This window comes from Pseudobdellovibrionaceae bacterium (assembly GCA_020635075.1).
In the GTDB taxonomy this organism is placed as follows: Bacteria; Bdellovibrionota; Bdellovibrionia; order Bdellovibrionales; family UBA1609; genus JADZEO01.
This window is the reverse complement of record JACKAM010000001.1, coordinates 149,011-174,447: the sequence shown is the minus strand read 5'-3', so window position 1 is coordinate 174,447 and position 25,437 is coordinate 149,011. Positions and strand designations below refer to the sequence as shown.

Here is a 25,437-nt window from a genome sequence, read left to right as displayed (position 1 = left end):
TTTTGCTATCGTTAAAATGACAAAGACGAGTCAAGGGGGCTGCTCGTGACCAAACACAAACACAAGCGCTACATCCGCAACTACCTCATCAACCCCTACTTGCAAATGCGTTTTAGTTTCTACTTTCTCATTGGGTTTTTGATTTCCATGACCGTTGTCCATGGTTTTCTCTTCTGGAAGATGCATACTTTTATGGAAGACTTCACCAAACACTACCCAATTCAGGGCCCCTTTCACCTCCAGCTCCACGATATCTTTAACAGTCTCATCATTTCGACCGTGGTCACTGTCGCTCTGGCCAGTTTGGGAATCTTTATTATTTCCATTGGCTATTCTCACAAATTTGCCGGTCCAGCCTATGTTTTAAAGGCCTCTATTGAAAAGATGATCAATGGCGACTATGAGATCCGCCCAGGATTAAGAGAAGGCGACGAACTGGTAGAGGTCGCTGAAGCCCTAAAAAAACTTGCTAAACAACAACAGGAAAAGAACTCAAAACCTGACTGAGCCCCAACTGGTGGACTGCCCAAGAAGTTTTTTCAAGACGCAACCGAGGAAGCTGTAGGGACAATACCGCAACGAGGCAGCAAGGTATAAAAAGCTTTTGGGGCGACTCACAGGGGTGACAATTGCGCCTTCGTGGAGTACCTGAGAATCATTCTTGAATTTCCACTCAAACCTGGATGGGTCCATGTTATCCGGCGAGGACATTTTAGCACTGGGAGTAACCCTCCGCCTTGCTGGCTTGACCACCCTCCTTCTCCTGGTGGTTTGCACTCCTCTCGCTTGGTGGATGGCCCGCAGTGAAAATCGCATAAAGCCAATTGTCGAATCTGTCATCGCCCTTCCACTGATCCTTCCCCCCACGGTATTGGGTTTTTATCTGTTGGTTTTGCTTGGGCCCGAGGGGCTCATCGGCTGGGTTATGACTTCCCTAGGCCTTCACCCCCTCGCCTTCACCTTTGCGGGTCTGGTCATCGGCTCTTTTTTCTACTCTCTGCCATTTGTGGTTCAACCACTGCAGGATGCCTTTATTGCCGTAGGTAAACAGCCCTTAGAATTGGCGGCCACCCTAGGGGCAAACCCATGGGATCGTTTCTTCCGCGTCGCTTTGCCCCTTGCCCGCCCCGGCTTTCTCACCGCCACGGTATTGGGCTTTGCTCACACTGTGGGCGAATTCGGTGTGGTATTGATGATTGGGGGAAACATCCCTGGCAAAACCCAGGTCCTTTCCATCGCTATTTTTGATCACGTCGAGGCCATGGACTACACAAGGGCTCATTTGCTGTCGGCGGGAATGCTGATCCTGTCTTTCGCCCTTCTCCTTATCGTCTATGGACTCAACCGCCGCCATAAGGTGGTGAAGTCATGAGTCTTGTCCAAGGACAGTTTCACCACACGTCTTCCGCTTTCACCTTGGATGTGCAATTTGCCTTTGCGGGCATGGGAGTCACAGCACTTTTTGGGCCTTCGGGTTGCGGTAAGACCACCTTCCTTCGCTTGATGGCGGGACTGGATATGTGCACCGAGGGAGAACTGCTGGTATCGGGCAGGGCATGGCAAACAACGGACAGCTTTTTGCCCCCCCACCTAAGATCTTTGGGCTATGTATTTCAAAACGGACAGTTGTTTGAGCATCTCAATGTACAACAAAATCTGCAGTTTGGATTTGACCGCACACCAAAGTCTGAGCGACGTATCCAATTGCAGCAGGCGGTTGAGCTCCTGCAACTGCAGCCTTATTTGCATCGCTCTCCTCGTCAGCTGTCGGGAGGGCAAAAACAGCGGGTGGCCATGGGCATGGCCATTCTCCGCTCACCCCAACTGTTGTTGATGGATGAGCCCCTGTCTGGCCTTGATGAAGTGAGCAAGTCTGAAATCCTGCCCTTTATCTCTCAGCTGGCACATGAGGTAAAGATCCCTATAATCTATGTAAGCCATTCTTTGGACGAAGTCGTTCGCCTGGCTGACGACTTGGTTTTGATGGACGAGGGACGGTTTGTGGTACACGGCTCTCTATCGCAAGTCCTAACGGATTTTGCTCATCCTTTGGCCTTATGTGAAAACGCCGGATCTTTGGTGCAGGCCCAAGTGAAATCTTATGACCAGCAAAACCATCTCTTATGCTTGGGCTTTCCGGGTGGAGAATTTTTAACGCCAGGAAACGAACTACCTCTAGGCGAACAGGTTCGTCTACGCATCATGGCAAGGGATGTGAGCCTCACCCTTAATCAACCTGATTCGAGCACCATCCTTAATGTGCTACCGGCAAAACTCATGGAGATGAGGGAGTACGGTACGGCACAAACAATGGTAAAACTCCATCTTGGGGAAACAGCTCTCCTCGCCCGCATCACCCGCAAATCCGCTCAGGCTCTGGATTTGCAGCCAAACATGAATGTCTATGTTCAGGTTAAGAGTGCTGTGTTAAGCGCCCGGCGTTAAGCTATTTGGTTCCAGGTCCTCAAACGGGATGCAACATGACAAAGGAATCTCGCTTGAGAGATCCCTTTGTCATGTTGCATCCCGTTTGAGGACCTGGAACCAAATAGCACTCGACAATCCCCTCGCCCCTCTAGCACCATAATGGCACCAAAAGTTTGCCAATCCGGGGACGGCAAAATCATGTGAGCCTTGCACAAGGAGGGGAAGATGCCAGGCTGTAATACGACGTTGCTGCGCACCTGCGTAGTTATCGGTGTTCTGTTTGTTAGTTGCATTTCAGCACATGCTAAAGAAACAGGTAAGAATGGTCTGCTTCCGGTGATGGACAAGGATTTTGCCTGCACTTCGCCCGAGGCTGCCCAACGCTACCAACGGGATTACTCCATCAATGTGCGGTCCTTTGGCGGTGATGAAAGGTGCAACTCTGACATAGATACTAAAAAGCTCTACAACGATTTGCAGATCGTGGAAGAGGGCCGTTTTGGTGGCTCCGACACCAATGTGTTTATTCAAAACTTTGTCGATAGGGACCGCTACTATAATTGGTTGTCCTCGATGACCTATGGTGTTCGCCGCGGACACGATGTTCCCTGGGCGACGGCCTACAACTCGGGCGGCTACTTCACCATGCAGGATGGCTGGACTAAACTCTCCACCTTGGGCCGCGTGGGCACGATTATTCATGAAGCCCGTCACACCGAGGGCTACGGACATCGGGCCTGCAACTACGGCCCCTACAGTGATACTAACCTTCCTGGCTGTGACCGCAGCGTGCAAGAAGGCGGCTCTCATGGAGTGGAAATGGAGTACTACTCGCGAGTGGTGCTTCAGGGGGTGAATTTTCACCCGGCCTACAAAGCCATGGCACGACTCATGGCATTGGGGCGAGCTAACTTTGTCTTTAATCAAAAGGCCATGGGCACCCAGGATCGCCTTCTTGCTCTTGCCGGCCAACAAGCACATCTGATAAGCGAGACCGATAGCCTTCAAGCAGAGATTCCCAGTCCTGTTGGTTTTGTTCTTAAGCGCACCTCATTTGGCGCCAGTCTCTTTAGTGGTCAGGAAGCTATCGCCTTGGACCTTTATGCTCACGAGGACGAGGAAATGCCTCTCAGTGATGATTTTTCCTATTTTAAGATCATTCACATGGAACAGCACATTCCAGCCATTGACATGGAAGAGTTTGACATCCGGGACAAACGCTATCTGGTGAGCCTCGATGATCAGGGCAACGTAAGGTCCTTTGTATTTCGCAACGCCCAGTGGTCACGACCTCTATCCATTCAAGGAGCTGTGCGCTTGACGACGGTTGCGCCCAATGGCGTACAGGGTCTGTTCGTGGTGAAGCAAGACGGAAGACTCTGCCGCCTCGATCCTGACCGTATGAGCTGCCCCGATGTGGCCAAAGGACTGTGGCCCCAAGACGTGAAGGCTATGACTTATTTGGGGCAGGAACTTTACCATCTTAAAACCGACGGCCAGGTGATCCACTCGGTGACCGGCCAAGGGTTTGCTCCTCTGCAGGGACAAATAGTGGAGCAAATGACTTCGGTTCCGACTTACGATTCTTTCCAACTCTAGGTAGTGGGATGTCAAAGGTCACCCATCGGATAAAGGTGTATTTACTCCTCACCGGCAGCCTGGCCGCCATGGCCTGGCTGCTGTTAGGAGAAAATCCAAAGCAAGTTGATCGGCAAAATTCTTTCGCCCAAAAGGCCCGTGGGGCTTCGATCACAACGGACTTGTCTTCCTCGGCACCCCCCTGGCGAAAGCCTCACCAGGGTCAGGACTCAACTTCCGCCTTAGCCTTGAACGAATTCGTCAAAAAGGAAGCCACACTTGTTGGTCAACCGGACCAGGATCCACAGGAAACCCTTTTACGCCTAAAAACGGTCGCCGGCCAACTGGGACAGGAGCAGTTCGAAAGATTAAAGGCCCTCGCCCTAGATTTGTCCCTGCCCGGGGATGAGCGTTTTTTGTCTGCCTATCTGCTCAGCCTCAACCAGACTGAAGCCTCCATGAGCTCCCTCAAAAGCCTGGCTCTGGCTCCCTTGCCCAAGAGTAAAATGGATGCCCGTCTCTATGATCAGGAAATCATGATCCGCGGCCAGGCCCTGGAAGGATTAGCCCAATCAACCAAGGCCAAAGAGCACCTCACTGATTTCCTGCGCCACCAGGACAACGTGCCCCTCGCCGAACACGCCCAACGATTGATTCACTAGCCCCCACTCACAGTCTAGATTCCGCTTGTGGTAAACTGACCCACTTGATTGTTGATCCACAAAATCTTGTGCTCTCATTGCCCAGGAATAGGTCCGAATGCCGAGCCATTTCCGGAAATCCGAATCCTCGCCGTCGCGCAGGGCGTATCCGAACTGCGGCGGCAAGGCTGACGCAGTCCGTTCGGCTGAGCCTATTCCCTTCGGTCACTCAGCCTCCTGCGCCTGCGGCCGATAAGGCGCGTGAGGATTTGCGGAGAATGGTCGGCAAAGGACCGACATCCCTGACAATGGATTTTGTGGCTCAACAATCAAGTGGGTCAGTTTAGACAACTTCTGCTCCCGCACGATGCCGGCGAGGGCAGGAGCCCGCGTCTGACTTTGCAGATCCGCTCCCTCTCCGTCACACCAACCCGGTTAGTTCACTTGGCGAAGCTTCAAACTTGTCATTTGCGGATTTTTTCTTGGGGTTCCTGTAAAGGAAGACCTCCGGCAAGCGGGACGCGTTCGCGGGCGAAGCCTGCGATGCCGGCGAGGGCAGGAGCCCGCGTCTGACTTTGCAGGAACCCCAAGAAAAAATCTGCAAATGACAAAAAGCGGAGCCCAAACTAATCAAAAAGAGCAAGTTCCTGGGCCGAATAACTAGCCGGCATCTTAGATTCAAAATCAAACTCGTAGTTGGGAGAAAACTCCAAAAGCGGCGACACATTGACCACCGCCTGATCATCAAAGTCAGGCAGGGATTTGAGGTCATCGATCAGACTTTGCGCTTCCTCTCCCCTCCCAGGTTGCACCATGATGCGGATACCGATGTAGCGGTATTGCAGGTTCGGCTCTTTGGCCTTTGCTTGAACCAAAGACCCGATGACCGCCAAGAACTTCTCCTTGTTGTAGAACTCAAAATGAACACTAAAGGTCAGGCCTGCGTAGCGGATCAAGTCCAAATAATATTCAGGTAAGCGGCTGCCATTGGTAGTCACATGAATCCAGTGGTTTTCTTTCGGACTCTTAACCGGCACCCTGCCGTGGACCTCCCTAACAAAGTCAAGAAAGTCGGGATTCATAGTGGGCTCGCCACCACCAAATATGAACTTACACAGATCACCCTTTAAAAAAGAGTTCTCTATATTGGTCATGGCATGGGTGAGGCTGCCCAAACTCTTATGAGCTTCAAATCGGTTGCTGGTCGCCGGCGGGCAATAGCTACAGGCGTAGTTGCAGCGACGACCCAAATCCCACAGGACCTGCTTCGCTGGAATTTCATTCTGGTAAAAATTCTGAACCGCCACATAGTCTCGCGCGGGCTCCTGTTCCACCTCAACTGGGGTGATATGGTAGGCCTGGTAGCGGTTCTTCAATCGCTTGAACTTGCGTAATGCCATGTCGGTTCCACAGGTACAGAAGCGACGGGTACATTTGACGTACTTCATGCGGTTGTAGAAGTTGACCTCAAACACATTGCCAATAAAGCCACCCTCGCGACAAACCGAACCGTAAATGCTGCCATCATGGGTGATGTACATGTTTTCCACACCGGCTGTGCAGTGCCAACCCCGCCAGCGGTTAAGGCCACGGGCCATCAGCTCTTCTGCGGAATAGGAAAAGCTCTCACCTTGTTCATTGATCATGCGGATAGACTTATTGGTCGCGCGTGAGCCGCGTAAAGCCCCCGTATCATCAGATGATGCGGACAATCTTGGTCTCCTTTGGTGACTCAATCACCCCTAGACTGGGCCCGACCAGTTTAGCAACTGTCCCCCGCTTGTAAAGAGACATCAGTCGCCTTCTTGCCAACCTCCTGTTGACTCAGGGCGCAGAACTTGTCTCTTTCCCAATGATTCGGGAAGATATTGCTTCAAATCAAAGGAGAGACGGGAATGAAATTTTGGGCACTAGCGCTTGCGCTCTTGATTTGGGCTCCCCTGCAAAGTCGGGCAGCCTCCAGTGAGACCACTTATGACATCTACAACCATGCCGTCTATGGCACCATCGGCTTTGCCCGTGGGGGCTTGGTGATTGGTGGTGAATACGAATACCCCTATGACCGCACCTTTGGATTGGGTGGTTTGGCTCGCTACTACAGCAAGGACAAGGACAAGGGCGAACCCAGCGTGTTTGTGATTGGCGGCTTTGTACGCCCCCATTTCAACCGCCGCGAGTGGGACCTCTATGTCTCACCCGGATTTAACCTGATGATGATCGACGGCAATAACAATGACGAGACAGTTCTCGGCCCCAGTCTGTCATTTGGACTTCTTTATCAAATGAAGAGAACCATGGCCATGGGCGTGGACCACACCGTGTGGGCTGGATGGTTTAATGATGATTTCCGCGGGGTCATTCTTACCGACCTCATGTTCAAGATGCGTTTTAGCTTCTAGGACCAGAGCCAGCCAAAAAGAAAGGGCCGAGAAATCTCGGCCCTTTACAACCCCGGCTTTTTACTCGTACGCTCCTTGCGCCTTTAGGAGACAGCCTCAGAAGTCAGAACTTCACGAGGCTTTCTTGAGGCCCTTCGTCCATTTGCTAATCGCACTGAGTGCCAATGGCCCGGTCTTCTCTTCATCGAAGGCCACCCCATAGGACTTCTGTGCCTCACTCCACACAACTTTACCCTCAACCTGCACCTGGTCTTTCCCGTCAGGGCTGGTTATGGTCATGTTGACCACACCACCTTGATCCAGCCATGCGTTGGTGTCGATACGGACACCACCCAGGGAGATTGAACTCACTTCACCGACCAGCTTGCGTCCATCGAGATTCATGGTCACGGCCGTCTGGATATCATAGCGAGGATGACGGCGACGGTTGACCGGATCGCGACTGCGCAACCAGGTTCGCAATGCTATGGGCAGAGCAAACAAAGCCAGGATGACCAGAATGTACCAAGTCTCCAGTCCCCGGCCCAGAGGAGGAGGACCACCTCTTCCCTGCCCGTTGTTAAATTCCTGATAGAGTTTTGAAACCAAACCACAACCGCCACCACCGTCCGTCAGCTCACTGGCCAGCTCGCGGCTCATGTATGACGGATCATAAGCAGGTTGAGAGGTTTCGATAGCTGCCCCACCTGCCGCGATGATTGAGGCCGAGGCATTAACCCGGGCTTCAGTCATGACCTTATTTATCAAGTGACTGACTGGGTCCGCTTCGGCATCAATAATTGATTTGACCTGATAGCCAAGCATCTCCGGGGCAGAGGCTTTCATCAGCGCCGCAATCCCCGAGACAAACGGAGCGGCCATACTGGTTCCCGACATTTGAGTCCAGGTTCCCCCTGGATAGGTGCTCAAAACATTGAGGCCGGGACTTCCCACATGAACAGTGCCAACTCCAAAATTTGAAAAATAGGCTAGGTAATCCAAGTTAGTTGTGGCTGCAATCGAAAGAACGTGGGGCACATTGTAGGTGGCGGGATACATGGGTTGAGCATCGTTGTTTGTCGCTGAGTTACCGGCTGCCGCAACGAAAGTGGCGCCACGATCATAGGTCGCCACCACCGCATCCAAGAGCGCGGCACTGTAAGAAGGCCCACCCCATGAATTGTTAAGAACTACGGCTCCGTTGTTGAGAGCATAGTAGATGGCCTCAATAGCATCAGATGTTGTCCCCATTCCACTGCCGTCGAGGAACTTGAGAGCCATAATGCGAATGGCGGACTGATCAATGGGGTCTTCCATAATATCGAGACCGACCTTAAGAACAATCCCGGCCACATGGGTCCCATGGCCATCGTCGTCCCACACATTGGAGGAGTTATAGGCAAAGTTGTAGCCGTTAACATCATCCACATAGCCATTGCCATCATCATCAATACCGTTGCCGGCAATTTCATCTTCATTAATCCACAGGGCATTACTGTCCACAAACACCGGATGATTGACATCGAGGCCGGTATCGATAATGGCGACGATGGGGCGGTAGTCACCGGAAAAAGACTGCATGGATTGATAGACTTCGGCCAATCCAATCTGGGTTTCATAGGCCGCCGTGGGATCACCCTGAGCGATGGCCATGACCTGATCCCGATTGTAGACACGCTCAGCCTCAAAATCAGTGGACTTCCTAAATATATAGTTGGGTTCTGCGTAAAGCACATCAGGATCGCTCTTGAGCTCAGCCACCGCCTGTTCAACGCTTTGGCCAGGCTTGACCTGGAAGTGGTGCATATTGAGCTTGCCCCAGGAGCGCTTGAGATTCATCTCTTTTTGAGAATGGGCTTTGCCCAAAAACGCGTAGGAAGCCTGACTTCCCACCTGGGACTTGAGTCGGACAATTACTTCGCCAGGGACATAATCTTGTGCCCAAGCCGTCCCTGCCCCTATGAGGCCTAATAAGCATACGTACCGGAATAACATCATATTTGAATGTCCTCGCCACTTAATACTTCGGACCAAAGGCGAGGAAGGTTAAACCTGCCCCCCAAAAAAGAGCCCCTCTAAAGGTAATTTTTTTGGAAAAGTTGTGCACAACTGCACTTCTGCAACAGGCCGCTTACATTCGATCTGATTTCCAACTCAGGGCCCCAATACCCCACCATCTCATCTCGAGACAATCGCGGTAGGATTCAAATCATACCCTGCCCCTGTTTATGGAATCGCAAAACCTTGAGTCGCCTTTTTCTGGGGACGAGGGCCTTGAGCCGACCATTCCCGGAAATCCGAATCCTCCGCCGTCGCGCGGGAGTTATTTGAGCCCCCCAAAGAGGAGTAGGCTCAACTAACTGGGCAAAGCCCGTCTGAGGCGCCGTAAAAAAACTGACGCGACCCGTTCGGCTGAGCCTATTCCCTTCGGTCACTCAGCCTCCTACGCCCACGGCCGAAAGGCACGTGAGGATTTGCGGAGGATGGTCGGCTAAGGACCAAGGCAACTGAAGAAGGATTTTGCGGATCAAAAAATAGAGGGTCCGTCCAACGAAGAAGATGAGTCGTTTAAATCAGCCTTACTCAGGAGCTGGTCAAAAGGGTTTGGATACAAGGCGGATGGGCCCGAACGAGAGGAGGCGTACTCCTCGTACGTTGGAGCGAGAGAGGGTCCATCCAACGCTGTAGACGAACCCTTTTCACCAGCTCCTACTCTTGTTGGCCGAGAAGTTGCCCATTCATGGTTATCTGCGCTTTCTCTCTGTGCCCCTTCAGCCAGTCCTCAAACACCGGACCGGTTTTGCGGAAAGAGTGAAAGCGGGCCTGGTCAGCAAAACTCAGATCTTCGCCTTCATCTTTGCTGGTGGAAATCTTCTTGATCTTAACCAGGTAGTACTTGCCACCGGCCTCAAGGAGTTCCGGAACCATGGCTCCAGCCTTGTTGATCTCAAGAGCCGCATTGAGAACTTTCTCTTTGTCTCCGAGCTTCGGAAGAGTCGGGGCGCCCAGAGAAAAATCGCCGGTTTCTTCCCACTTCAGGCTTAACTTTTTTACCATTGAATCAAGTGAACCCGCGTTGTTTTCCTTAGCCATGGCCTCAATTTTCTCTACGGTGTCCTTCACCTGACTCTCAGCCAGCACCTTTTTAGCAGCAGCCAGTTTGACGGATTCGAACTCTTTGGTGCCACCTTGTTTATGGTCCGTCACTTTGATCAAGTGATAGCCAAATGGCGATTTCACCGGATCACTGATTTTGCCGACTTCAGTTTTAAAGGCTACCTCTTCAAACTCCTTCACCATGCGACCCTTGGCAAAATAGCCCAGGTCTCCCTGCTTGGCTTTGCTACCATCATCTTCACTTAACTCAGAGGCCAGCTTGCCAAAGTCTTCACTCTTAGCTCTCTCAGCGATCTCTTTGATCTTGGCCAGTGCTGCGTCTTCGCTGGCTTTATCATCCATTTTGGATTTGATGAGAATGTGCTGGGCCTTCACCTCTTCTTTGGTGGTGTACTCTGCCTTGTTCTTATCGTAGTACGCCTGGGTTGCCTTCATGCCCTCTTCGCTGCCCAAAAAGCCTGAGGCATCGGCATCCGAGGGGCTGATCCCAGCGGCCAGGGAACGGCGGTCAAACTCCACGTAAGACAGGTTGATCTGCATTTGACGCAACCGCTTTTCCCGCTCCAATTCCTCTTGAACAGGGTACAGGGCCTTTGAAAAAGTCTCTTGCACCTTCTGCCCCATCACATCCTTACGCACCTTTTCCTCAAATTCATTGGTCGTCATGCGATTAGAGCGGAGCAAGTCCTCATAACGGTCCCGACGGAAGCGACCCTCCTCCTGAAAGGCAGGGATTTCCAAAATTCGATCGCGAACTTCAGCATCTGAAGCCAAAAAACCGGCTTCCGCGGCCGACTGGGCGAGTACTTCAGCCGAAATCAGATCTTCGAGCGCCCGTCTGCGAATGGAGTCATAGAAGAGTTGACGCTGAGAATCAGGAAGGTCTCCTAAGCGCATCCGCAGCTGCTCTTCCTGGCGGCGCACCCGAATCTTGTACTCAGAGATGGGGATGACCTGGTTATTGACGACTGCAGCCGCTCCCCCGCCGGAAAGGCTGCTCAACGGGCCTGTCTGAAAGAAAAAGGCAAAGACGAGAATGATGGCCCCAAACATAATGTAGGCCACGATGCTTTTGCCCCGACCGGGTTTACGGAGTTTATCCAGAGTGCTTTTAATCATGACAGGCTCCTTCGCAATATCCCGGGTAGCTTCACTATTTTTGTGAGGATTTTCAAGGAGATTGTTGGAATGATGTTCGCTCTTTGCTACTTTATTTCAGTGCGGGAGTGGGCGTGAATTTTTTCTCTTTGGATCTCAGAAAAATTTTGCTGGTGCTGGCCGTCGTGGCCCTGCCCCTATTGGTGGCCAATCTTCAGCGCGATGCGGCTGATGAAGTGCCATGGTACGCCCGTCCCTTCACCTTTTTGACCGGAATCATCCAAAATACCTACTCTTCCTTCAGCTCCGGAGTGCGGGGCACTACGGCCATGTATCTCAACCTGATTGATATCAAAAAGCACAATAGGGTTCTGACTCAAGACAATGCTGAATTGAGAGCCCAGTTGGGTGCCTTGACTGAGCTCAAAATGGAGAACCAGCGACTCAATGAACTCCTCGCCTTTCGCCAAAAGAGCAAAATGGATCTTCTTGCCGCCAAGGTGGTAGGGCGTGACCTATTGGCGGACCATCACTCTATCACCATCAATCGCGGCAGCAACAACGGCATTGCCAAAAATATGGCCGCCATCACCACCGGCGGGGTGGTGGGATACGTGTTTAGAGTGGAACCTTTCACCTCACAAATTCTACTCCTTGTTGATCGCTACGCCGTTATTGACGCCATTGTGCAAAGATCTCGAGCCCGGGGAATTGTCGAGGGGCGCAGTCCGGATGGATGCCGTTTGCGTTACCTGAATCGCAGCGACGATGTGCAAATGGGTGATCTGGTGGTGACGAGCGGTCTAGACAATATTTTCCCCAAAGGATTCCCCGTTGGCCTCGTCACTTCGGTGGCAAAGAGTCGCTACGGCATGACCCAGGAAGTGGAACTGAAACCAGCGATCAATGCTTCTATTTTGGAAGAGGTGTTTATTGTCACCAATGCCCAACATGAGGACTTCACGCCCAAAGCTGAAGAACAGAAATCAGCAGGCGGAACTGAGGCGACGAACAAAGATGCCAAGCCCGCTGCTGAAGAAGTAAAGGCCAATTGATTCATGCGTGAACTTGGTTTTTTTCTTGGAAACTACCTGCTTTTTCTCGCCATCACAGCCCTGTTGGCAGGCCTGGAGTGTTCCCTTTGGCTTCAGCTTTTTGGTGATTTCCCAGGACCTAATCTGTGGGTTCCCACTCTGGTTTTCTGGAGTCTCTATCGACGGGCCGAAGAAGGGGTGCCGATGATATATCTTTTGACCCTGCTCCTCGGCTCTCTGACTGCGACTAGCGGAGGCATCTTTCTCCTCGTCAATGTCACCCTATTTGCAGTGATGTTTGTGCTCAAGCAAAGGATATACACATCCGGGGCCACCAATTTTATGCTGATCTGCGGAGCGGCCAGCTTTTCTGTGCCCCTCTTGCACACCCTCTTTTCCTGGGGCTACGAGGACAATCCTCTCACCAACCCGGCCTGGTTTCATTGGGCCCTAGAGCCTTTACTTACCATGTTGGCAGCCCTGCCGCTGCTTCAAATATTTTATTTATTTGATCATCTGACCCACAAAGAACGACCCAAGGAAATGGAAGCACTCGGCCATGAGTAGCAAGTACATTTCCAATTCAGAAGAAGAAGCCAAATCCTACCTACCCAGATATCGGCTTCTGTATATTCTGGTGTTGGGATCAGGATTTATTATCTTTGCCCGACTTTGGTATTTGCAGATCATCATGGGCACTGAACTCCGCGATTTCTCGGAAAAAAACCTGATCAAGGAAACTAAAATCCCAGCGCCACGTGGACTCATATTGGATCGTGAGGGACGGGTTTTGGTGGACAACCTCCCTGGCTTTGAGGCCACCATTTCTCCTCAGTATGCGGTGAAACTGAAGGAAACCTCTAGCGCCATCAGTCCTATTTTGGATTCCCCAGCCAACACCATTGTGACCACAGTCAAGCGCAGCCGCCGCAAAAATGGCCCCTTTCGCCCGGTCAAAATCAAAGAGAATCTCAGCCTCGACGAAGTCTATCGCCTCAAGCTTTTGCGTCTGGATCATCCAGGCCTCAACATCAATGAGGCCATCACCCGCCACTATCCCCTCCTGGAAAGTGGCGCACAGCTTTTTGGTTATGTCGCGGAGATCTCCAAAGAACAGATTTCAAAATTCAATAATAAATTTCGCGTTGTCTTTAACTTTGAACAGGGTGACATCATCGGCAAAAATGGATTGGAGGAGGTCTGGGAGCGATATCTGCGCGGCCTGGATGGCATTTCCATTGTTGAAGTGGATGCCCGCGGCCGAAGAACAGATGCAGACTCCCCTAGGGCCTTTGGCTTTAAGCCCCAAGATGCCATTCCCGGCCATAATTTGATTTTGACCATAGACCGAGATATTCAGCAGGCCGCGTACACCGCCATGAACCGCGAGGACCACATTGGCCCGCGCGTGGGCAGTCTGGTCGCCCTTAAGTCCAACGGCGAAGTCCTCGCCTGGCTGAGTTCTCCCTCCTATGACCCGAACAGCTTTTCCACCGGAATCTCACCCGAGGTTTGGGGAAAATTGATCAATGATCCCTTTCGTCCCCTACGTAATCGAGTTATTCAGGACCACTACTCCCCAGGTTCCACTTTTAAACCCATTGTTGCCCTGGCGGCTCTTCAGGAAAAGGTAATCACTCCAAATACCGTCGTTCACGCACCCGGATTTATACGCTTTGGTCGGCGCATCTACCACGATCACATGAAGGGGGGACACGGAAACGTCACAGTAGCTGAAGCCATCGAACGCTCATCCAATGTGTTTTTCTACAAAATGGGCATTGCCCTTGGCATCGACAAAATGGCTGGCTACGCCAAACTCTTAGGCCTGGGCAATTATACGGGCATCAATATGTCCAACGAAGTTCCCGGTTTAATTCCCACACGCGATTGGAAGTTGAAGCAGATGGGTGAGGAATGGCAACCTGGGGAAAACCTCAGCAATGCCATCGGCCAAGGATATGTTTTGACCAACGCTTTGCAAATGGCCATGGCCTATTCCACCATTGGCCAAGAAGGACCTCTCTACCGCCCCTTTGTGGTGAAAAAGATAATTAACCAGGACAATGAACTTATTAAGGAATTCCAACCACACCTAATCCGTGATGCAAGCCAGCCCAACGAGGAAGGCCTTTTTATATCCAAGGAGACCTTCAAGACGGTCAAAAAAGGAATGTGGAGAGTTGCCAATGGTGAACGTGGCACCGCGAGGTGGTGGAAGATACCAGGAGTTGAAATGGCCGGTAAAACCGGAACTGTCCAAATGCGTTCTTATTCAGCGGATCAAATCTACGACAAGTGCGAAGAACGCCCCTTTAATCAACGACACCATGGGTGGTTTGTGGGCTTCGCACCAGCTGATAAGCCTGAGATCACGGTTGCGGTTCTGGCTGAACATGCCTGTCACGGCTCAACGGGTGGTGCTCCGGTGGCGCGGGACGTGATCTTGGCCTACATGGAAAAATATCATCCCGATTGGATTAGTAAGCCCAAGCCGAAGGTGAAGATAGCCCCCAAAAAACCTGAGCCAGAACATGTCTCTACGGAAGAGGAGCTGGAATGAAGTCAGCCATTCAGGTGGAGGAACGTACATTTACCAAGCGCCTTGACCTCAGCTTTGCCATTGTCATACTGGGTTTAAACCTCATCGGCCTGATCAACTTATACAGCGCCACCCACGGCGTTCACGATGTGGGAACCAATCGCCTGTTTATCAATCAAATTGCCTGGCTCCTTGCTGGCTGGGGATTCTTTTTTGTTATTACCTTAATCAACTACGAGATTTTTGGCCGTCTCGCCTATTTGCTCTATGGTCTCAATGTGGCGGCTCTAGGTGCGGTGATGGTGGTGGGTAGACGGATTCTCGGCGCCCAGCGCTGGCTGGATCTGGGATTTTTCCACTATCAACCATCGGAAACAATGAAGCTCACACTGATTTTGGTCCTCGCCAAATACCTCAGTCACAAAGACGTGCGTAAAGGTCTTGGCTACAAAGATCTTGTCATTCCGGGGCTGATTGTCGGCGTCCCCTTTGCTCTGGTTGTGAAACAACCAGATTTGGGAACGGCCATGCTGTTGGTCTTTATTGCCATGTCCATGATCATGTTTGTGCGAGTTAAGAAATCGATTCTGGCTGCCTGTTTGGCTATCGGATTGGTGGCAGCTCCCATGGTGTGGAATTTTGGACTCAAGCCTTACCAGAAAAATCGCATTCTCACCTTTGTCTATCCCGGTCGCGACCCACGTGGGGCAGGTTACAACAGCATCCAATCCAAGATTGCCGTGGGTAGCGGCAAGATCCTGGGCAAAGGTTTCCGCAAAGGAACCCAATCCCAATTGGAATTTCTCCCTGAGCGGCACACAGACTTTATCTACAGCGTTCTGAGCGAAGAACACGGCTTTATTGGCAGCATGCTCACTCTCGGTCTATTCATGGTCCTATTGGTGATGGGGATTCGCATTGCCAGCCAGGGCCGGGATAAGTTTGGCGCCCTCGTGGTGGTGGGCGTCCTGTCCTATATCTTTTGGCATATGTTTATCAACATCGGCATGGTGATTGGCATTTTGCCAATTGTGGGAGTCCCTCTCCCACTTTTGAGTTACGGTGGAACTGGAATGCTGTCCACCATGGTGGGATTGGGACTCATTTCCTCAATCGCCTATCGGCGCTATCTGTTTTAGATATGCTGCTGAAGCATGGCCAAAATGTCTTCTTTTGGTAGGTTGCCAGTCACCTGTCCGACTTGCTGGCCACCCTTAAACAGAATCATGGTGGGAATTCCGCGGACACCATATTTGACTGGAGTTGCTTGATTCTCATCCACATTCAGCTTGAGGATTTTGACTGAACTGCCTAATTCTGCAGCAATCTCATCCAATTTGGGGGCCAGAGCACGACAGGGACCACACCATTCAGCCCAAAAATCCACCAGTACTGGGGTGCTGGATTTGAGAACATCTGAATCGAAACTTGAATCTGTTACCGCGTTGGTCGCCATCTTATCTCCTCCTATGGTCTGGGATATTGTTGCAAAATAAGAAAAGGAGCAACCAAATCCCCTCATCTCGTTTGACTCCCAATATGTGGCGTCATTTGACGCTGTCAAGCCCTGGACTTTAGTCAGCTTTCGCCATTCTTGCCTTATATGACTCCCAGCGCAGACCGATAGGTAAGTGATGCAAAAACAGGATGTTAAAATCCTTCTTGTTGAGGATGATGAAACTGTTGGGGCCGCTGTTGAAGAGGCCTTCCAAAGGGCAGGGTATCCCTGTCGCTGGGCCACTTCGGCCGACGAAGCCATGTCAGCCTTTAAAATTACTGATTACAAAGTCGTTATTCTCGATTGCATGCTCCCTAAAGTGAACGGGATCCAATTAGGCGAAGAGTTCCGCAAGATGGCTGGAGATGATTTCAAAATCCTTTTGGTCAGCGGTATTTTCAAGGACCGCTCCTTCTCCAATGATGCCATTCGCAAGGTCAAGGCTGACGGCTTTTACGTCAAACCTTTTGATATTCAGACCCTGGTCAACAAGGTCGACACCACCTTTGAAGAGGACCTGGAGCCCGATCGGGACCCTTTGTTTCAACTGATGGCAAGCGATGGGCACACCGCCCGAGAGAGACTCAAAGCCATTGAAGAAACAGAAACCATTCATGGATTTGATTTGCCCTGGGTCTACTCCCTGTTAGTCGGAACGAACCTGTCGGGACATTTGAATCTCCTCACCGCTGACGGCGAAGTGTCTTCGGTGGCCATTTCCAACGGCGAAATCGTTCAGGTCAACGTCAATGACAAGACCTCCTACTTTGGCATTCTTCTCGTTGAACACGGATTTACCTCCAGTGAAGAAGTGGAAGAAAGTCTCAACTACCCGAGTGAGAAACCGCTTGGTGAGAGGCTGGTTGAAGCCAACGCCATGAGCCCCCACGCGATTCGCATTATTCGCCGGGAGCAAATGGCCATTCGCCTCAGTAAGACCGTCCAGGACACTTCGATTCAGGTGAGTTTTCTTGAGCACCAGGTGAAAGAGAGCGATGTGTCGATTAACTCGGCCAATCTGGCCACCCTTCTCAATGACTGGGTCAGCTCGAAAGTGACCTATGAGTGGCTCCGTGCCTACTACACTCCCTGGATGGAGCATTCGGTGAAGTTCGGACCAGAGAAGAGTCAGTATGAGCTGGTCAAAAGCCAATCCTTGCTTGGACCGGTGCCCAATTTGCTCAAGATGGTGGACAATCGCAAAACTCTGCAGGAGATTTTGGACACTTCATCCATATATGAGCAAAAAGTTTTGCGTGCCCTTCACTTTTTGTTCCTGGAAAGAATTCTTGTCTTCGACAACCGCCGCTTCAACTCTGTTGACTACTCCGGAAAGGTCAAGCGACTCAAGGTGATGTTGGAAGATTTTGAAATGCAAAACTATTACGAAATCTTGGGACTCAGTCAAAAAGCCCGGGACAAGGAAATCAACAGGGCCTATCTGGAGCTAGCGAAGGTTCTGCATCCTGACAAATTAGACCCGGGGGCACCAAAAGAAGCCCATGAACTCCAGCAAGCCGTCTTTGCCCGCATTGCCGATGCCTATGATGTCCTGCGGGACCGCAATCGAAGATCTGCATATGTGCAGGAGCTGGAGATGGGTCTCGCCGACGAAGTACTGAGAATGGAGGCCGCCTTTGAAGACGCAGTGACCTTCCTGCACAGGGGTCGCTACCAAAAGGCCTTGGAAATTCTCGATGAAATCCGCAAAAAGAAGAACCAACGTGGCGATTTGATCATCTTCCATGTGTGGGCCAAAATCAAAGTGGGTTGCCCCCAAAGCAAGCAGGAGAAATTCATCGCTGATGTGGGCTATGAACTCAATCAGGTTCCTCCGGAAGAAAGACACTCGGCCAATTACATCTTCGTCAAGGGTCTTTACTTCAAACTCATCGGGCGCTTCGACAAGGCCTATACCTACTTCAAACACGCCAGCACTATGGACCCCTCACTCATGTCTGCAAAAAGGGAGTTAGTGGCTCTCGAAGGCAAAGATAATGCGCGGGGAACTACCGGCGAGCTCACCGGTGTCTTCAGCAAATTTTTTGCTGTGGGCAAAAAGAAGTCTTCCTAAATCATAAATGCAGTTAAAGTGATAAGCGGGGCGTTTATTTTGATAGTAGGCTAAGACTTTTTCTTGTTCTTGCCTTCTGTAAACAGCTGTTTGACGAAGCCCTGTCGCTCTTCCTCCAGGTCTTTGAGACCAACAGTATCCTCTGTGCGACGAAGTTCTTTATTCATGGCCACCACTTTTTCCCGGGTAAAGCCATTCTCGGTGGGTTCGGGAAGCTCATCGAGATATTTACGAAAGCGGGCTTCTCTGACTTCAGATGGTAAACCCTCGACCGCGTATTGGTTTTGACCGGTCTCCAGACTCAACTCCCCGGCGGCCTCCAGCTCCTCCTCGATGGAGCGAGAAGCTTGACTCGCACCCGGGGCCTCCCCTTTGAGATACTGGGCCTCAGACTCTGCCTTTTCCCCTTTAATAAGAGTCACGTCTTGACTAGGTTCACTGGGGCTTGCCGAGTGAGGAGGCATGGTGGGATCTGGATCGATTGGTCCCGTTGAGTCGCCCTTGAGAATGGTCAGGTCCCCTTCCTCATCGGGCTGTAAGCTTGCCTTCATGCGATTGTATTTCTCCATGAGGGCTGCTGCGTCCACTCCCCCCACGTTGGCGATGATTTCCAGCAGCTTTTGCACATTGACGGGACTTTCCAGGTGCCCATCCACGTTTTTGAGATTCTCAAAGTCGATCTCGTCCCGCTGTTGGGGGTGAATGAGAAGAATAAACTGGGGAATGCCTTGAGGACGCCGCGTGGACTCGGCCAGCTCAATGCCGTTGACCCGACGCCCATTAGCGGTAGCCAAAACCACTTGGGGGTTAAAACCCAGTTGCTTACCAGCGAAAGCACGCTGCGATTGGACTCCATCCACGTCGAACCCCAATTTCTTCATCAGGGTCTGCAGGTAGACCATTTCGCCATAATCATCAATTGCCAAAAGAACACGCAACATAGCTGTATTTATTATCTTCTTTTCGGAAGCAAAGGGTCAACACTCCCCAGACTCCTCCGTCCCACAGACTGACCTTTGACAAATTTGACACCTAATATTAAGCCCTAGGTCACGGAACCATTGCTTTGAATTTACCTCCAGTATGGAGCTGCTCTCGGGCCAAGGGTTTGCTAAACTGGGAAGGCTTGAGCCTGCCGAAAGGGACATTATGGATACCAAGACTCGCGTAGAAACAGTTGAACTTCCGACCCGTGAATTTCGTGTTCCCACTCCAAAGGGAACGGATTTGGTCGCCGGCCAGGGACATGACCTCTTGCTGATCGCCGGCCCCTGTGTGATTGACAGTAAAGAGCTGATTCATGAAACCGCCAAAAAACTGGCCGACATCAGTCAACGCTTAGGAATTGGTCTGATTTTTAAGTCCAGTTTTGAAAAAGATAATCGTGGAAGTGAAAAGAACTGGCGTGGCCCCATGGCCGAAGAAGGTCTCAAGATTTTGGCCGGTGTCCGTGAGGAATTTGGCCTGCCGGTAACCACGGACATTCACCGCGTGGACGAGGTGCCCATGGTGGCCGAACACGTGGACGTGCTACAAATTCCGGCCTATATGTGCCAACAAACTTCACTAGTGATTGCCTGTGGTGAAACCGGGCGTCCGGTTAACATCAAGAAAGGTCAGTTTCTCGCTCCTGAAGGAATGGGCGGTGCGGTTTCAAAAATTCGCTCAACGGGAAACAAAAATGTGTTGCTGACTGAGCGGGGCACCTGTTTTGGCTACAATCGTCTGGTTGCAGATATGCGGTCCATTCCTGTTATGCAGGAGTTGGGCGCTCCTGTTTGTTTTGATGCCACCCATGTGGTGCGATTGTACGGCATTTCCAGTGCTGATCCTGCGGGAGGCGAGCCTCGCTACGTGCCTCACTTGATTCTCGGTGCGGTAGCAGCAGGCTGTGATGCTTTGTTCATCGAGACCCATCCCCGCCCGATGGAAGCCAAATGTGATGCCGCTTCACAATTGGACCTAAGTCATTTTGAAAATATGGTCAAGATGGCGATGAATGTTCGCAAGGCGATTGGAAAGCCGGAGAACGTGGGAACTTTTGTTCCAACTACCAATTAAGGAAAACCCCTTTGTTTGACTTCTTGCGCGCTCGGTTGGCTATTCTCTACATCTTGGTTGAGATGATCCCCAGTTTTATTCTTGGCGCGCTGATATTTATTTTTATTCTTCTGATTTTTCAGGCTCTACGCCTCACCGAGTTTGTCCTCGTCCACGGGGTGAAGGTACAGGACATTTTGCAGATGATTGTTTATCTTTCGGTGAGCTTTCTTCCCATCATCCTGCCCATGAGCCTGTTGTTCGCGGTATTGCTCACTTATGGACGACTCAGTGGAGACTCAGAGATTGTCGCCATGAAGTCTCTGGGACTCAATTTAAAACACCTGTCCTTACCCGCCATCGTCTTGGGAGCCGTGACGGTAGTGATTTCCGCCCAGGCGGCCTTCTACCTGGCTCCCTGGGGAAACCGAAGATTTGAAGTCATGATCAATGAGCTGGGTCGCCTGAAGGCCAGCGCCACCATTCGCGAAGGCATTTTCTCCGAAGGTTTTTTTGATATGGTGGTGTACGCCAATAACGTAGACTCAAAAGAAGGAACGCTACGCAAGGTCTTCATTTTTGATGAGCGAGATCCAAAGTCACCTCTCACCATTATTGCCCGGGAAGGCAAAGTACTGCAGTCTCAAACCCGAGAGGGAAATTCAGCTCTCCTGCGCCTTCTCGATGGAAACATTCATCGCACCAATGATGCTGCCTACACCAAAATCAATTTTGAAAGCTACGACATCAATCTTTTTGATCCCATCACTATTGAAGAGAAAAAGAAATCCATGCTGTCCCACACCCTGGCCGATATCAATGCCGGTCTAAAAGACCCGGACCTGGAGCCCCAAGACAGGAGAAAGCTTTTGGTTGAGTTCCATCGCCGCTCAGCCCTGGCTGCTGCCTGCTTGATCTTTGCCCTGTTGGGAGTGGGCTTCGGAACCTCCGCCAACCGGCGCTCAGCTCGGGGCGGTGGTTTTGCCATTTGCCTGGGTATCATTGTTAGCTATTGGCTTCTCTACATTGTCTTTGAGAATCTCACCAAGGGAAGCGCCACCCTGCCAGTTGGTCCTATGGTTTGGGTGACCAATATCCTCTTTGCCTTGATTACTGCTTGGAGCCTGAAAAGAGCTTCCCGCGCCTAACATAAGGTACCGAGTTTCTTTTGTTACAGCAGGCCTGCCAGGTCCACATGATCCCGCAAGGGCGTCGCTCCATCGTAGACCAGGTCCAATCCGCCCAAGCCCTGCTCCGAGTTTGGATGTCCGGGCAAAACAGCAACTGTTCGTCCATAGTTCATTGCTGCCCGGGCCGTGATCATGGTGCCACTGCGGCGACAGGCATCAACCGCCAATACCACCTTGGAAAGGCTGGCGATCAGGTGATTGCGCTGGTGGAAGTTCTGCTTTTGCATCCTTTCCCAGGGCGCAAAGGGGCTGACAATGGAGCCACCCCCGGCCAACACGCCTGAATACCAGTCGCCGATTTGCTGTGGATAGGGATTCAAAATTCCGCTCGGCAAAAACACTGCCGTCGGCCTTTCTGAGCGCAAACACAGAGAATGGGCGACTTGATCAGTGCCCCGTGCTCCACCACTGAGTACTAACACCTCGCGCTCCGCGAAAAGTAAACGCAGGTTTTTTTCCAACCAGGAGCGCGAATCCCCACTTAAATTTCGGCTACCCACCACAGCCAAATGCCCGCCCTGCGTCCAATGACTTGAACCCATGTAGGTAAGCACCAATGGGGGCTGGTCGAGCTGCAAAAAATCTTGGGGATAGTCCGGCTGACCGTAAACCAAACACCGAACTCCCCCACTTTCAAGACGTCGATGGTACTCCCGAGCCCTTTCCCACCATTGGGGATCCTCAGCAAAAAAGCGCAAGACCTCCACTGGCCAAGGCCCTCGAACAAACCAGTACTGGGGTTCGTCCTGCAGTTGATGGCTGCACACAAAGTGCCCCAGATTGAGGGCCCTGGTCTGCCAATGCAGATAACTGAGATAAAAGTAGGAATCTGGCTCTTGTTTCATTGCCCTCTATCAGAGCAACATTTGGACCTGGCAGATCTCAAGCGCTGATGGCGAAAACGAACAGTGGTGTCCGCCCGCCGCCCCTCTCCGGACATCATCAATCGAGATCGAACTCGTCTGCCTCTTCATCGTCCAGATCGTCCAATGCATCCTGGGTGAGATCATCCTCGGTGGCTCCTTTACCGCCACCCTTTTCGCTGGCTGCCGAAAGTAGTTCGCCCCGTCCGGTCAAATCGCCAGCTCGAATATCCTCAAACGCTCGCAAAACGACCGCTGTCGACAGGGTCGGAGTGACACGGGCAATCTTCAACCAGCCAATGGGCCTCGAGTTCTCATTAACGATCGAGCCCTCAACCCGCACCGCTCGATTGGAGCGAATGGGCAGCACCTGACCTGGCGCCAGTCCATCATTTGAACCGCGATTCAAGTAGGCCACTGACTGGGCGGTGAATGTTCTGCGCTTGGAGTCTTCGGTACCCCCATAGATTTGCGCCACCACTGAGCTACGTGGCCCGGACATGGCCAGTGAAACCTGATCCACCCGGCCCTTCACCACTTTGGAACCTACATTGATGGGATTTTGCGCCTTCAAAACCAAAGACCGAAAGAGATCGTACTCTTCAGCCAATCCACTATCTTTGTTCGCCACGGTATCAGACAAGGACACCACGCCTTGAACTTCAATGCCAACCCCGTAATTATCCTGGTCCTCGACCAGATCCGACACTCGCTCGAGTGGACCCGTGTCCTGAATGACGAGCATCTTGTCTCCAGGCTTTCCCATGCCCTTTTTCACTAACACATAAACATACTGAAAGTCCGACGCTGACAGACCACCAGTTTCAGCCTCTTTAATTTCTCCAATGGTTTCAGGAGTTTTCTCATCAACATAATTTAACAACATCATTCGGGTTTGAGATAAAAGATCCGGGCGCTTGCCAAAGGCAATGCCCAATTCATCATAGACACCAAGAATGTTATCGTTTTGCCATTCCGGAAAACTGGGCGGGAATTTTTTGACCACTGACCGACTGACTCTCTCCGGCGGTGGAATTTCAATGTCCTCAATGCCCGCTCGGGGACCGGCTTTATCTGGAACTGGTTTTGTAGGCACCGCCGCTTGTTGAGGTTCTTCCTCTTCAGTTTTTTCCTGGGCTGCCTCCTCCTCAATCACCACTTCGTCCTCGGTCACCTCTCCACCATCGGATGTATCTCCCGCACCTTCTCCTTCAGTTACCGTAAAAGCGGGGGCGTCGGATTCATCACCCAACAGGAAGCGAATTTGATTTCCCGGCTCTATCAAGTGAGGGTTGCCAATGCGTTTATTCAAGGACCAAATTTTGGGCCAAAAGTTTCCATCGCTAAAAAAGGCCTCTGAAATCCCCCAAAGCGTGTCCCCTCTTTGAATACCATAGGTTTCACTTTCTCGCCCACCTACGATGACTGACCACTGCTCCTGTGGAGTAGGTTCGCTATGATAATTGATATAGATGTCGTAAAGGCGAGCCTCATAGGCCATGTCCGGCTGATCAAAGTCTTCCGTTGGCAGCTGGCCCGGCTCAGGCTGGGAGGCGTATTCTTCCTCTGGCAAGGCTTCAGCAGGAGGGAGTTCCTCGACCACGTCGCCGCCGCCTTCTTCAGAGATTGGCTCCAATTCCATTTCTTCGGGTGCCGCCTGCAGGGGTTCTTCAGGAACATCTAGTATGCCCTCTTCGGGGACATTTTCGTCACCGGCAAAGCCCTCTTCCTCGCCTTCACCCTCCTCTTCACCTTCGAGGGCAAAAGGGTCCCCTTCTTCTAAGGACTCATCCAACTCTTCATCGCCAAAACCCTCTTCACCTTCCAAATCCTGAAAGTCATCTTCCTGGGCCCAGGCTGACGTTGAATGAAAAACGACGATTGAGTGAGTTCCCACACTAAGGGCGAGAAACAGAATGAATCCTAAGACTCTCATTTAGAACTTCCTTGTTCTAAAAACGCTGTCCGTTCAGTTGTTGTTCTTACCTAAAAGCCTCAATTCATAAGCAGCGCGCTGGGATTCCGGGCTCCCAGGGTATTCTTTGATCACCTGTGCCAATACCAAGCGACTCTGCTCAATCAAATTCAATCTCTTGTAAATCACACCCTTGGCAAAAAGCGCTGCGACTCGCTTATTCCCTTTCGGATGTTGTTTAATCACTTCTTCCAGCCGACGAATCGCCGGATTGTAAGCTTCATTTTGCATGAGTAAGAGAGCGTCCAGATAAAGAGCGTTGTCGACGTGGGCCGACTTTGGATATTTTGTCTTCAAAAGCGAACTTGCTGCACGCAGGGATGCAGCATCCCGACCGCGAAAAGAATCAATCGCCTTGCTGTAAAGCTGCTTTTCCGTCAGCTTGGCAAACTCCTTAGACATGCGATTTTTCTTATGATCGAAGAGAACCTGATTGTTCAACACCTGGGTCGGTCGAACAGGATTTTTGATTTGCCCTTTGTGCTGTCCTTTAGCGAGCTCCTTCAACACCAGAGCTTGATTTTTCAGATCCTCAGTTTGCTGCTGCTGTTGTTGATGAGTCATTTGATTCACTGGGGCAGACTTGGGCTTGGCCGCACGGGCCTCGTTCACCCCAAGCAGGACAAAACAACCAGCAAATAATATGGATAGCCTAACTGAAGACATACGAGGATCCCCCTCATCCACCAACCTCTGTTAAAGCCTAGCGGATTTGACACAATTTGCAAAGACATTCCCTCTTCGGGTCCGTTACCCCTTCCTCCTATCAAACTACGAACAAACGCCTGTTTCCACTGAAATTCTCATGATTTTTGGACTTATCCACAGGGTATGTGGAATTCTCCGCCTCCACGACCTTAGACTTGCGATTGGATCGGGATTACAGCGGATTGCTTAACGATTAATCACACCTAAGTAATTGAATTAAAACAATTTAACTTGAAAACTACAATTTCAAAAATTGATTCTTACAGTCCAAATG

21 protein-coding genes are annotated in these 25,437 nt (G+C 51.3%); 13 read left to right on the top strand and 8 right to left on the bottom strand.

The window, feature by feature from the left end; translation table 11 throughout:
- Positions 1 to 45: 45 nt before the first annotated feature.
- From H6624_00725 to H6624_00705, 5 genes are all read left to right on the top strand, one after another.
- Entirely contained in the window at positions 46 to 507 is a 462-nt protein-coding gene (locus H6624_00725; GenBank protein MCB9082832.1) for a hypothetical protein, read from the top strand.
- A 184-nt stretch (positions 508 to 691) separates the two neighbouring features.
- The gene (modB, locus tag H6624_00720) at positions 692 to 1,372 is read left to right on the top strand and encodes a molybdate ABC transporter permease subunit (protein ID MCB9082831.1); all 681 of its coding nucleotides are present in this window, start codon (positions 692 to 694) and stop codon (positions 1,370 to 1,372) included.
- Complete coding sequence (modC, locus tag H6624_00715; protein ID MCB9082830.1) at positions 1,369 to 2,445, top strand: molybdenum ABC transporter ATP-binding protein; 1,077 nt, start codon at positions 1,369 to 1,371, stop codon at positions 2,443 to 2,445. The genes modB and modC overlap by 4 nt, the downstream gene beginning before the upstream one ends.
- 207 nt (positions 2,446 to 2,652) lie before the next feature.
- Entirely contained in the window at positions 2,653 to 4,026 is a 1,374-nt protein-coding gene (locus tag H6624_00710; GenBank protein ID MCB9082829.1) for a hypothetical protein, read from the top strand.
- Positions 4,027 to 4,034: 8 nt separating this feature from the next.
- Positions 4,035 to 4,667, top strand: a complete 633-nt coding sequence (locus tag H6624_00705; GenBank protein ID MCB9082828.1) for a hypothetical protein — start codon at positions 4,035 to 4,037, stop codon at positions 4,665 to 4,667.
- Between the two features lie 605 nt (positions 4,668 to 5,272).
- On the opposite strand, the gene H6624_00700 is transcribed toward H6624_00705, so the two are convergent.
- Positions 5,273 to 6,358, bottom strand: a complete 1,086-nt coding sequence (locus H6624_00700; protein MCB9082827.1) for a radical SAM protein — start codon at positions 6,356 to 6,358, stop codon at positions 5,273 to 5,275.
- A gap of 183 nt (positions 6,359 to 6,541) precedes the next feature.
- On the opposite strand from H6624_00700, the gene H6624_00695 reads away from it, so the two are divergent.
- Complete coding sequence (locus H6624_00695; protein MCB9082826.1) at positions 6,542 to 7,045, top strand: outer membrane beta-barrel protein; 504 nt, start codon at positions 6,542 to 6,544, stop codon at positions 7,043 to 7,045.
- Positions 7,046 to 7,156: 111 nt separating this feature from the next.
- On the opposite strand, the gene H6624_00690 is transcribed toward H6624_00695, so the two are convergent.
- Together H6624_00690 and H6624_00685 are read right to left on the bottom strand one after the other, a co-directional pair.
- A complete protein-coding gene (locus H6624_00690) occupies positions 7,157 to 9,022 on the bottom strand; it encodes a S8 family serine peptidase (protein MCB9082825.1) in 1,866 nt (621 codons plus the stop codon).
- Between the two features lie 711 nt (positions 9,023 to 9,733).
- Positions 9,734 to 11,260 (bottom strand): SurA N-terminal domain-containing protein, encoded by a 1,527-nt coding sequence (locus tag H6624_00685; protein ID MCB9082824.1) that lies wholly within the window; start codon positions 11,258 to 11,260, stop codon positions 9,734 to 9,736.
- A 113-nt stretch (positions 11,261 to 11,373) separates the two neighbouring features.
- On the opposite strand from H6624_00685, the gene mreC reads away from it, so the two are divergent.
- The 4 genes from mreC to rodA are packed head-to-tail and all read left to right on the top strand — an operon-like array spanning position 11,374 to position 15,954.
- Positions 11,374 to 12,294 (top strand): rod shape-determining protein MreC, encoded by a 921-nt coding sequence (gene mreC / locus H6624_00680; protein ID MCB9082823.1) that lies wholly within the window; start codon positions 11,374 to 11,376, stop codon positions 12,292 to 12,294.
- Positions 12,295 to 12,297: 3 nt separating this feature from the next.
- Complete coding sequence (locus tag H6624_00675; GenBank protein ID MCB9082822.1) at positions 12,298 to 12,840, top strand: hypothetical protein; 543 nt, start codon at positions 12,298 to 12,300, stop codon at positions 12,838 to 12,840.
- Complete coding sequence (mrdA, locus tag H6624_00670) at positions 12,833 to 14,836, top strand: penicillin-binding protein 2 (protein MCB9082821.1); 2,004 nt, start codon at positions 12,833 to 12,835, stop codon at positions 14,834 to 14,836. Before H6624_00675 ends, mrdA begins: the two co-directional genes overlap by 8 nt.
- Complete coding sequence (rodA, locus tag H6624_00665) at positions 14,833 to 15,954, top strand: rod shape-determining protein RodA (GenBank protein MCB9082820.1); 1,122 nt, start codon at positions 14,833 to 14,835, stop codon at positions 15,952 to 15,954. Before mrdA ends, rodA begins: the two co-directional genes overlap by 4 nt.
- On the opposite strand, the gene trxA is transcribed toward rodA, so the two are convergent.
- Complete coding sequence (gene trxA / locus H6624_00660) at positions 15,951 to 16,271, bottom strand: thioredoxin (protein ID MCB9082819.1); 321 nt, start codon at positions 16,269 to 16,271, stop codon at positions 15,951 to 15,953. The two genes, rodA and trxA, sit on opposite strands and share 4 nt — an antisense overlap.
- A gap of 178 nt (positions 16,272 to 16,449) precedes the next feature.
- Between trxA and H6624_00655 the strand changes: the two genes are divergently transcribed.
- Positions 16,450 to 18,387: a response regulator gene (locus H6624_00655; GenBank protein MCB9082818.1), complete on the top strand. Its 1,938-nt coding sequence runs from the start codon at positions 16,450 to 16,452 to the stop codon at positions 18,385 to 18,387.
- A 50-nt stretch (positions 18,388 to 18,437) separates the two neighbouring features.
- Here the strand turns inward: H6624_00655 and H6624_00650 are convergent, their stop codons facing one another.
- Positions 18,438 to 19,328, bottom strand: coding sequence for a hypothetical protein (locus tag H6624_00650; protein MCB9082817.1), 891 nt, complete (start codon positions 19,326 to 19,328; stop codon positions 18,438 to 18,440).
- A 208-nt stretch (positions 19,329 to 19,536) separates the two neighbouring features.
- Here H6624_00650 and kdsA point away from each other — a divergent pair, with 208 nt between their 5' ends.
- Both kdsA and H6624_00640 read left to right on the top strand, forming a co-directional pair.
- Entirely contained in the window at positions 19,537 to 20,448 is a 912-nt protein-coding gene (kdsA, locus tag H6624_00645) for a 3-deoxy-8-phosphooctulonate synthase (protein ID MCB9082816.1), read from the top strand.
- A gap of 62 nt (positions 20,449 to 20,510) precedes the next feature.
- Positions 20,511 to 21,575 carry an LptF/LptG family permease gene (locus H6624_00640; GenBank protein ID MCB9082815.1) on the top strand — a complete coding sequence of 355 codons (1,065 nt, stop codon included), beginning with the start codon at positions 20,511 to 20,513 and terminating at the stop codon, positions 21,573 to 21,575.
- 23 nt (positions 21,576 to 21,598) lie between these two features.
- On the opposite strand, the gene H6624_00635 is transcribed toward H6624_00640, so the two are convergent.
- From H6624_00635 to H6624_00625, 3 genes are all read right to left on the bottom strand, one after another.
- The gene (locus H6624_00635) at positions 21,599 to 22,462 is read right to left on the bottom strand and encodes a DNA-protecting protein DprA (GenBank protein MCB9082814.1); all 864 of its coding nucleotides are present in this window, start codon (positions 22,460 to 22,462) and stop codon (positions 21,599 to 21,601) included.
- 97 nt (positions 22,463 to 22,559) lie between these two features.
- Positions 22,560 to 24,416 carry a LysM peptidoglycan-binding domain-containing protein gene (locus tag H6624_00630; protein MCB9082813.1) on the bottom strand — a complete coding sequence of 619 codons (1,857 nt, stop codon included), beginning with the start codon at positions 24,414 to 24,416 and terminating at the stop codon, positions 22,560 to 22,562.
- Positions 24,417 to 24,449: 33 nt separating this feature from the next.
- Positions 24,450 to 25,121 carry a tetratricopeptide repeat protein gene (locus H6624_00625; GenBank protein MCB9082812.1) on the bottom strand — a complete coding sequence of 224 codons (672 nt, stop codon included), beginning with the start codon at positions 25,119 to 25,121 and terminating at the stop codon, positions 24,450 to 24,452.
- Between the last annotated feature and the right edge of the window lie 316 nt (positions 25,122 to 25,437).

Bases quoted from the DNA above. Each gene is read 5' to 3' on its own strand.
- modB (MCB9082831.1), top strand. From the start codon at position 692: ATGTTATCCGGCGAGGACATTTTAGCACTGGGAGTAACCCTCCGCCTT.
- modC (MCB9082830.1), top strand. From the start codon at position 1,369: ATGAGTCTTGTCCAAGGACAGTTTCACCACACGTCTTCCGCTTTCACC.
- H6624_00710 (MCB9082829.1), top strand. From the start codon at position 2,653: ATGCCAGGCTGTAATACGACGTTGCTGCGCACCTGCGTAGTTATCGGT.
- H6624_00705 (MCB9082828.1), top strand. From the start codon at position 4,035: ATGTCAAAGGTCACCCATCGGATAAAGGTGTATTTACTCCTCACCGGC.
- H6624_00695 (MCB9082826.1), top strand. From the start codon at position 6,542: ATGAAATTTTGGGCACTAGCGCTTGCGCTCTTGATTTGGGCTCCCCTG.
- H6624_00690 (MCB9082825.1), bottom strand. From the start codon at position 9,022: ATGATGTTATTCCGGTACGTATGCTTATTAGGCCTCATAGGGGCAGGG.
- H6624_00685 (MCB9082824.1), bottom strand. From the start codon at position 11,260: ATGATTAAAAGCACTCTGGATAAACTCCGTAAACCCGGTCGGGGCAAA.
- H6624_00675 (MCB9082822.1), top strand. From the start codon at position 12,298: ATGCGTGAACTTGGTTTTTTTCTTGGAAACTACCTGCTTTTTCTCGCC.
- mrdA (MCB9082821.1), top strand. From the start codon at position 12,833: ATGAGTAGCAAGTACATTTCCAATTCAGAAGAAGAAGCCAAATCCTAC.
- rodA (MCB9082820.1), top strand. From the start codon at position 14,833: ATGAAGTCAGCCATTCAGGTGGAGGAACGTACATTTACCAAGCGCCTT.
- trxA (MCB9082819.1), bottom strand. From the start codon at position 16,271: ATGGCGACCAACGCGGTAACAGATTCAAGTTTCGATTCAGATGTTCTC.
- H6624_00655 (MCB9082818.1), top strand. From the start codon at position 16,450: ATGCAAAAACAGGATGTTAAAATCCTTCTTGTTGAGGATGATGAAACT.
- H6624_00650 (MCB9082817.1), bottom strand. From the start codon at position 19,328: ATGTTGCGTGTTCTTTTGGCAATTGATGATTATGGCGAAATGGTCTAC.
- kdsA (MCB9082816.1), top strand. From the start codon at position 19,537: ATGGATACCAAGACTCGCGTAGAAACAGTTGAACTTCCGACCCGTGAA.
- H6624_00640 (MCB9082815.1), top strand. From the start codon at position 20,511: ATGATCCCCAGTTTTATTCTTGGCGCGCTGATATTTATTTTTATTCTT.
- H6624_00635 (MCB9082814.1), bottom strand. From the start codon at position 22,462: ATGAAACAAGAGCCAGATTCCTACTTTTATCTCAGTTATCTGCATTGG.
- H6624_00630 (MCB9082813.1), bottom strand. From the start codon at position 24,416: ATGAGAGTCTTAGGATTCATTCTGTTTCTCGCCCTTAGTGTGGGAACT.
- H6624_00625 (MCB9082812.1), bottom strand. From the start codon at position 25,121: ATGTCTTCAGTTAGGCTATCCATATTATTTGCTGGTTGTTTTGTCCTG.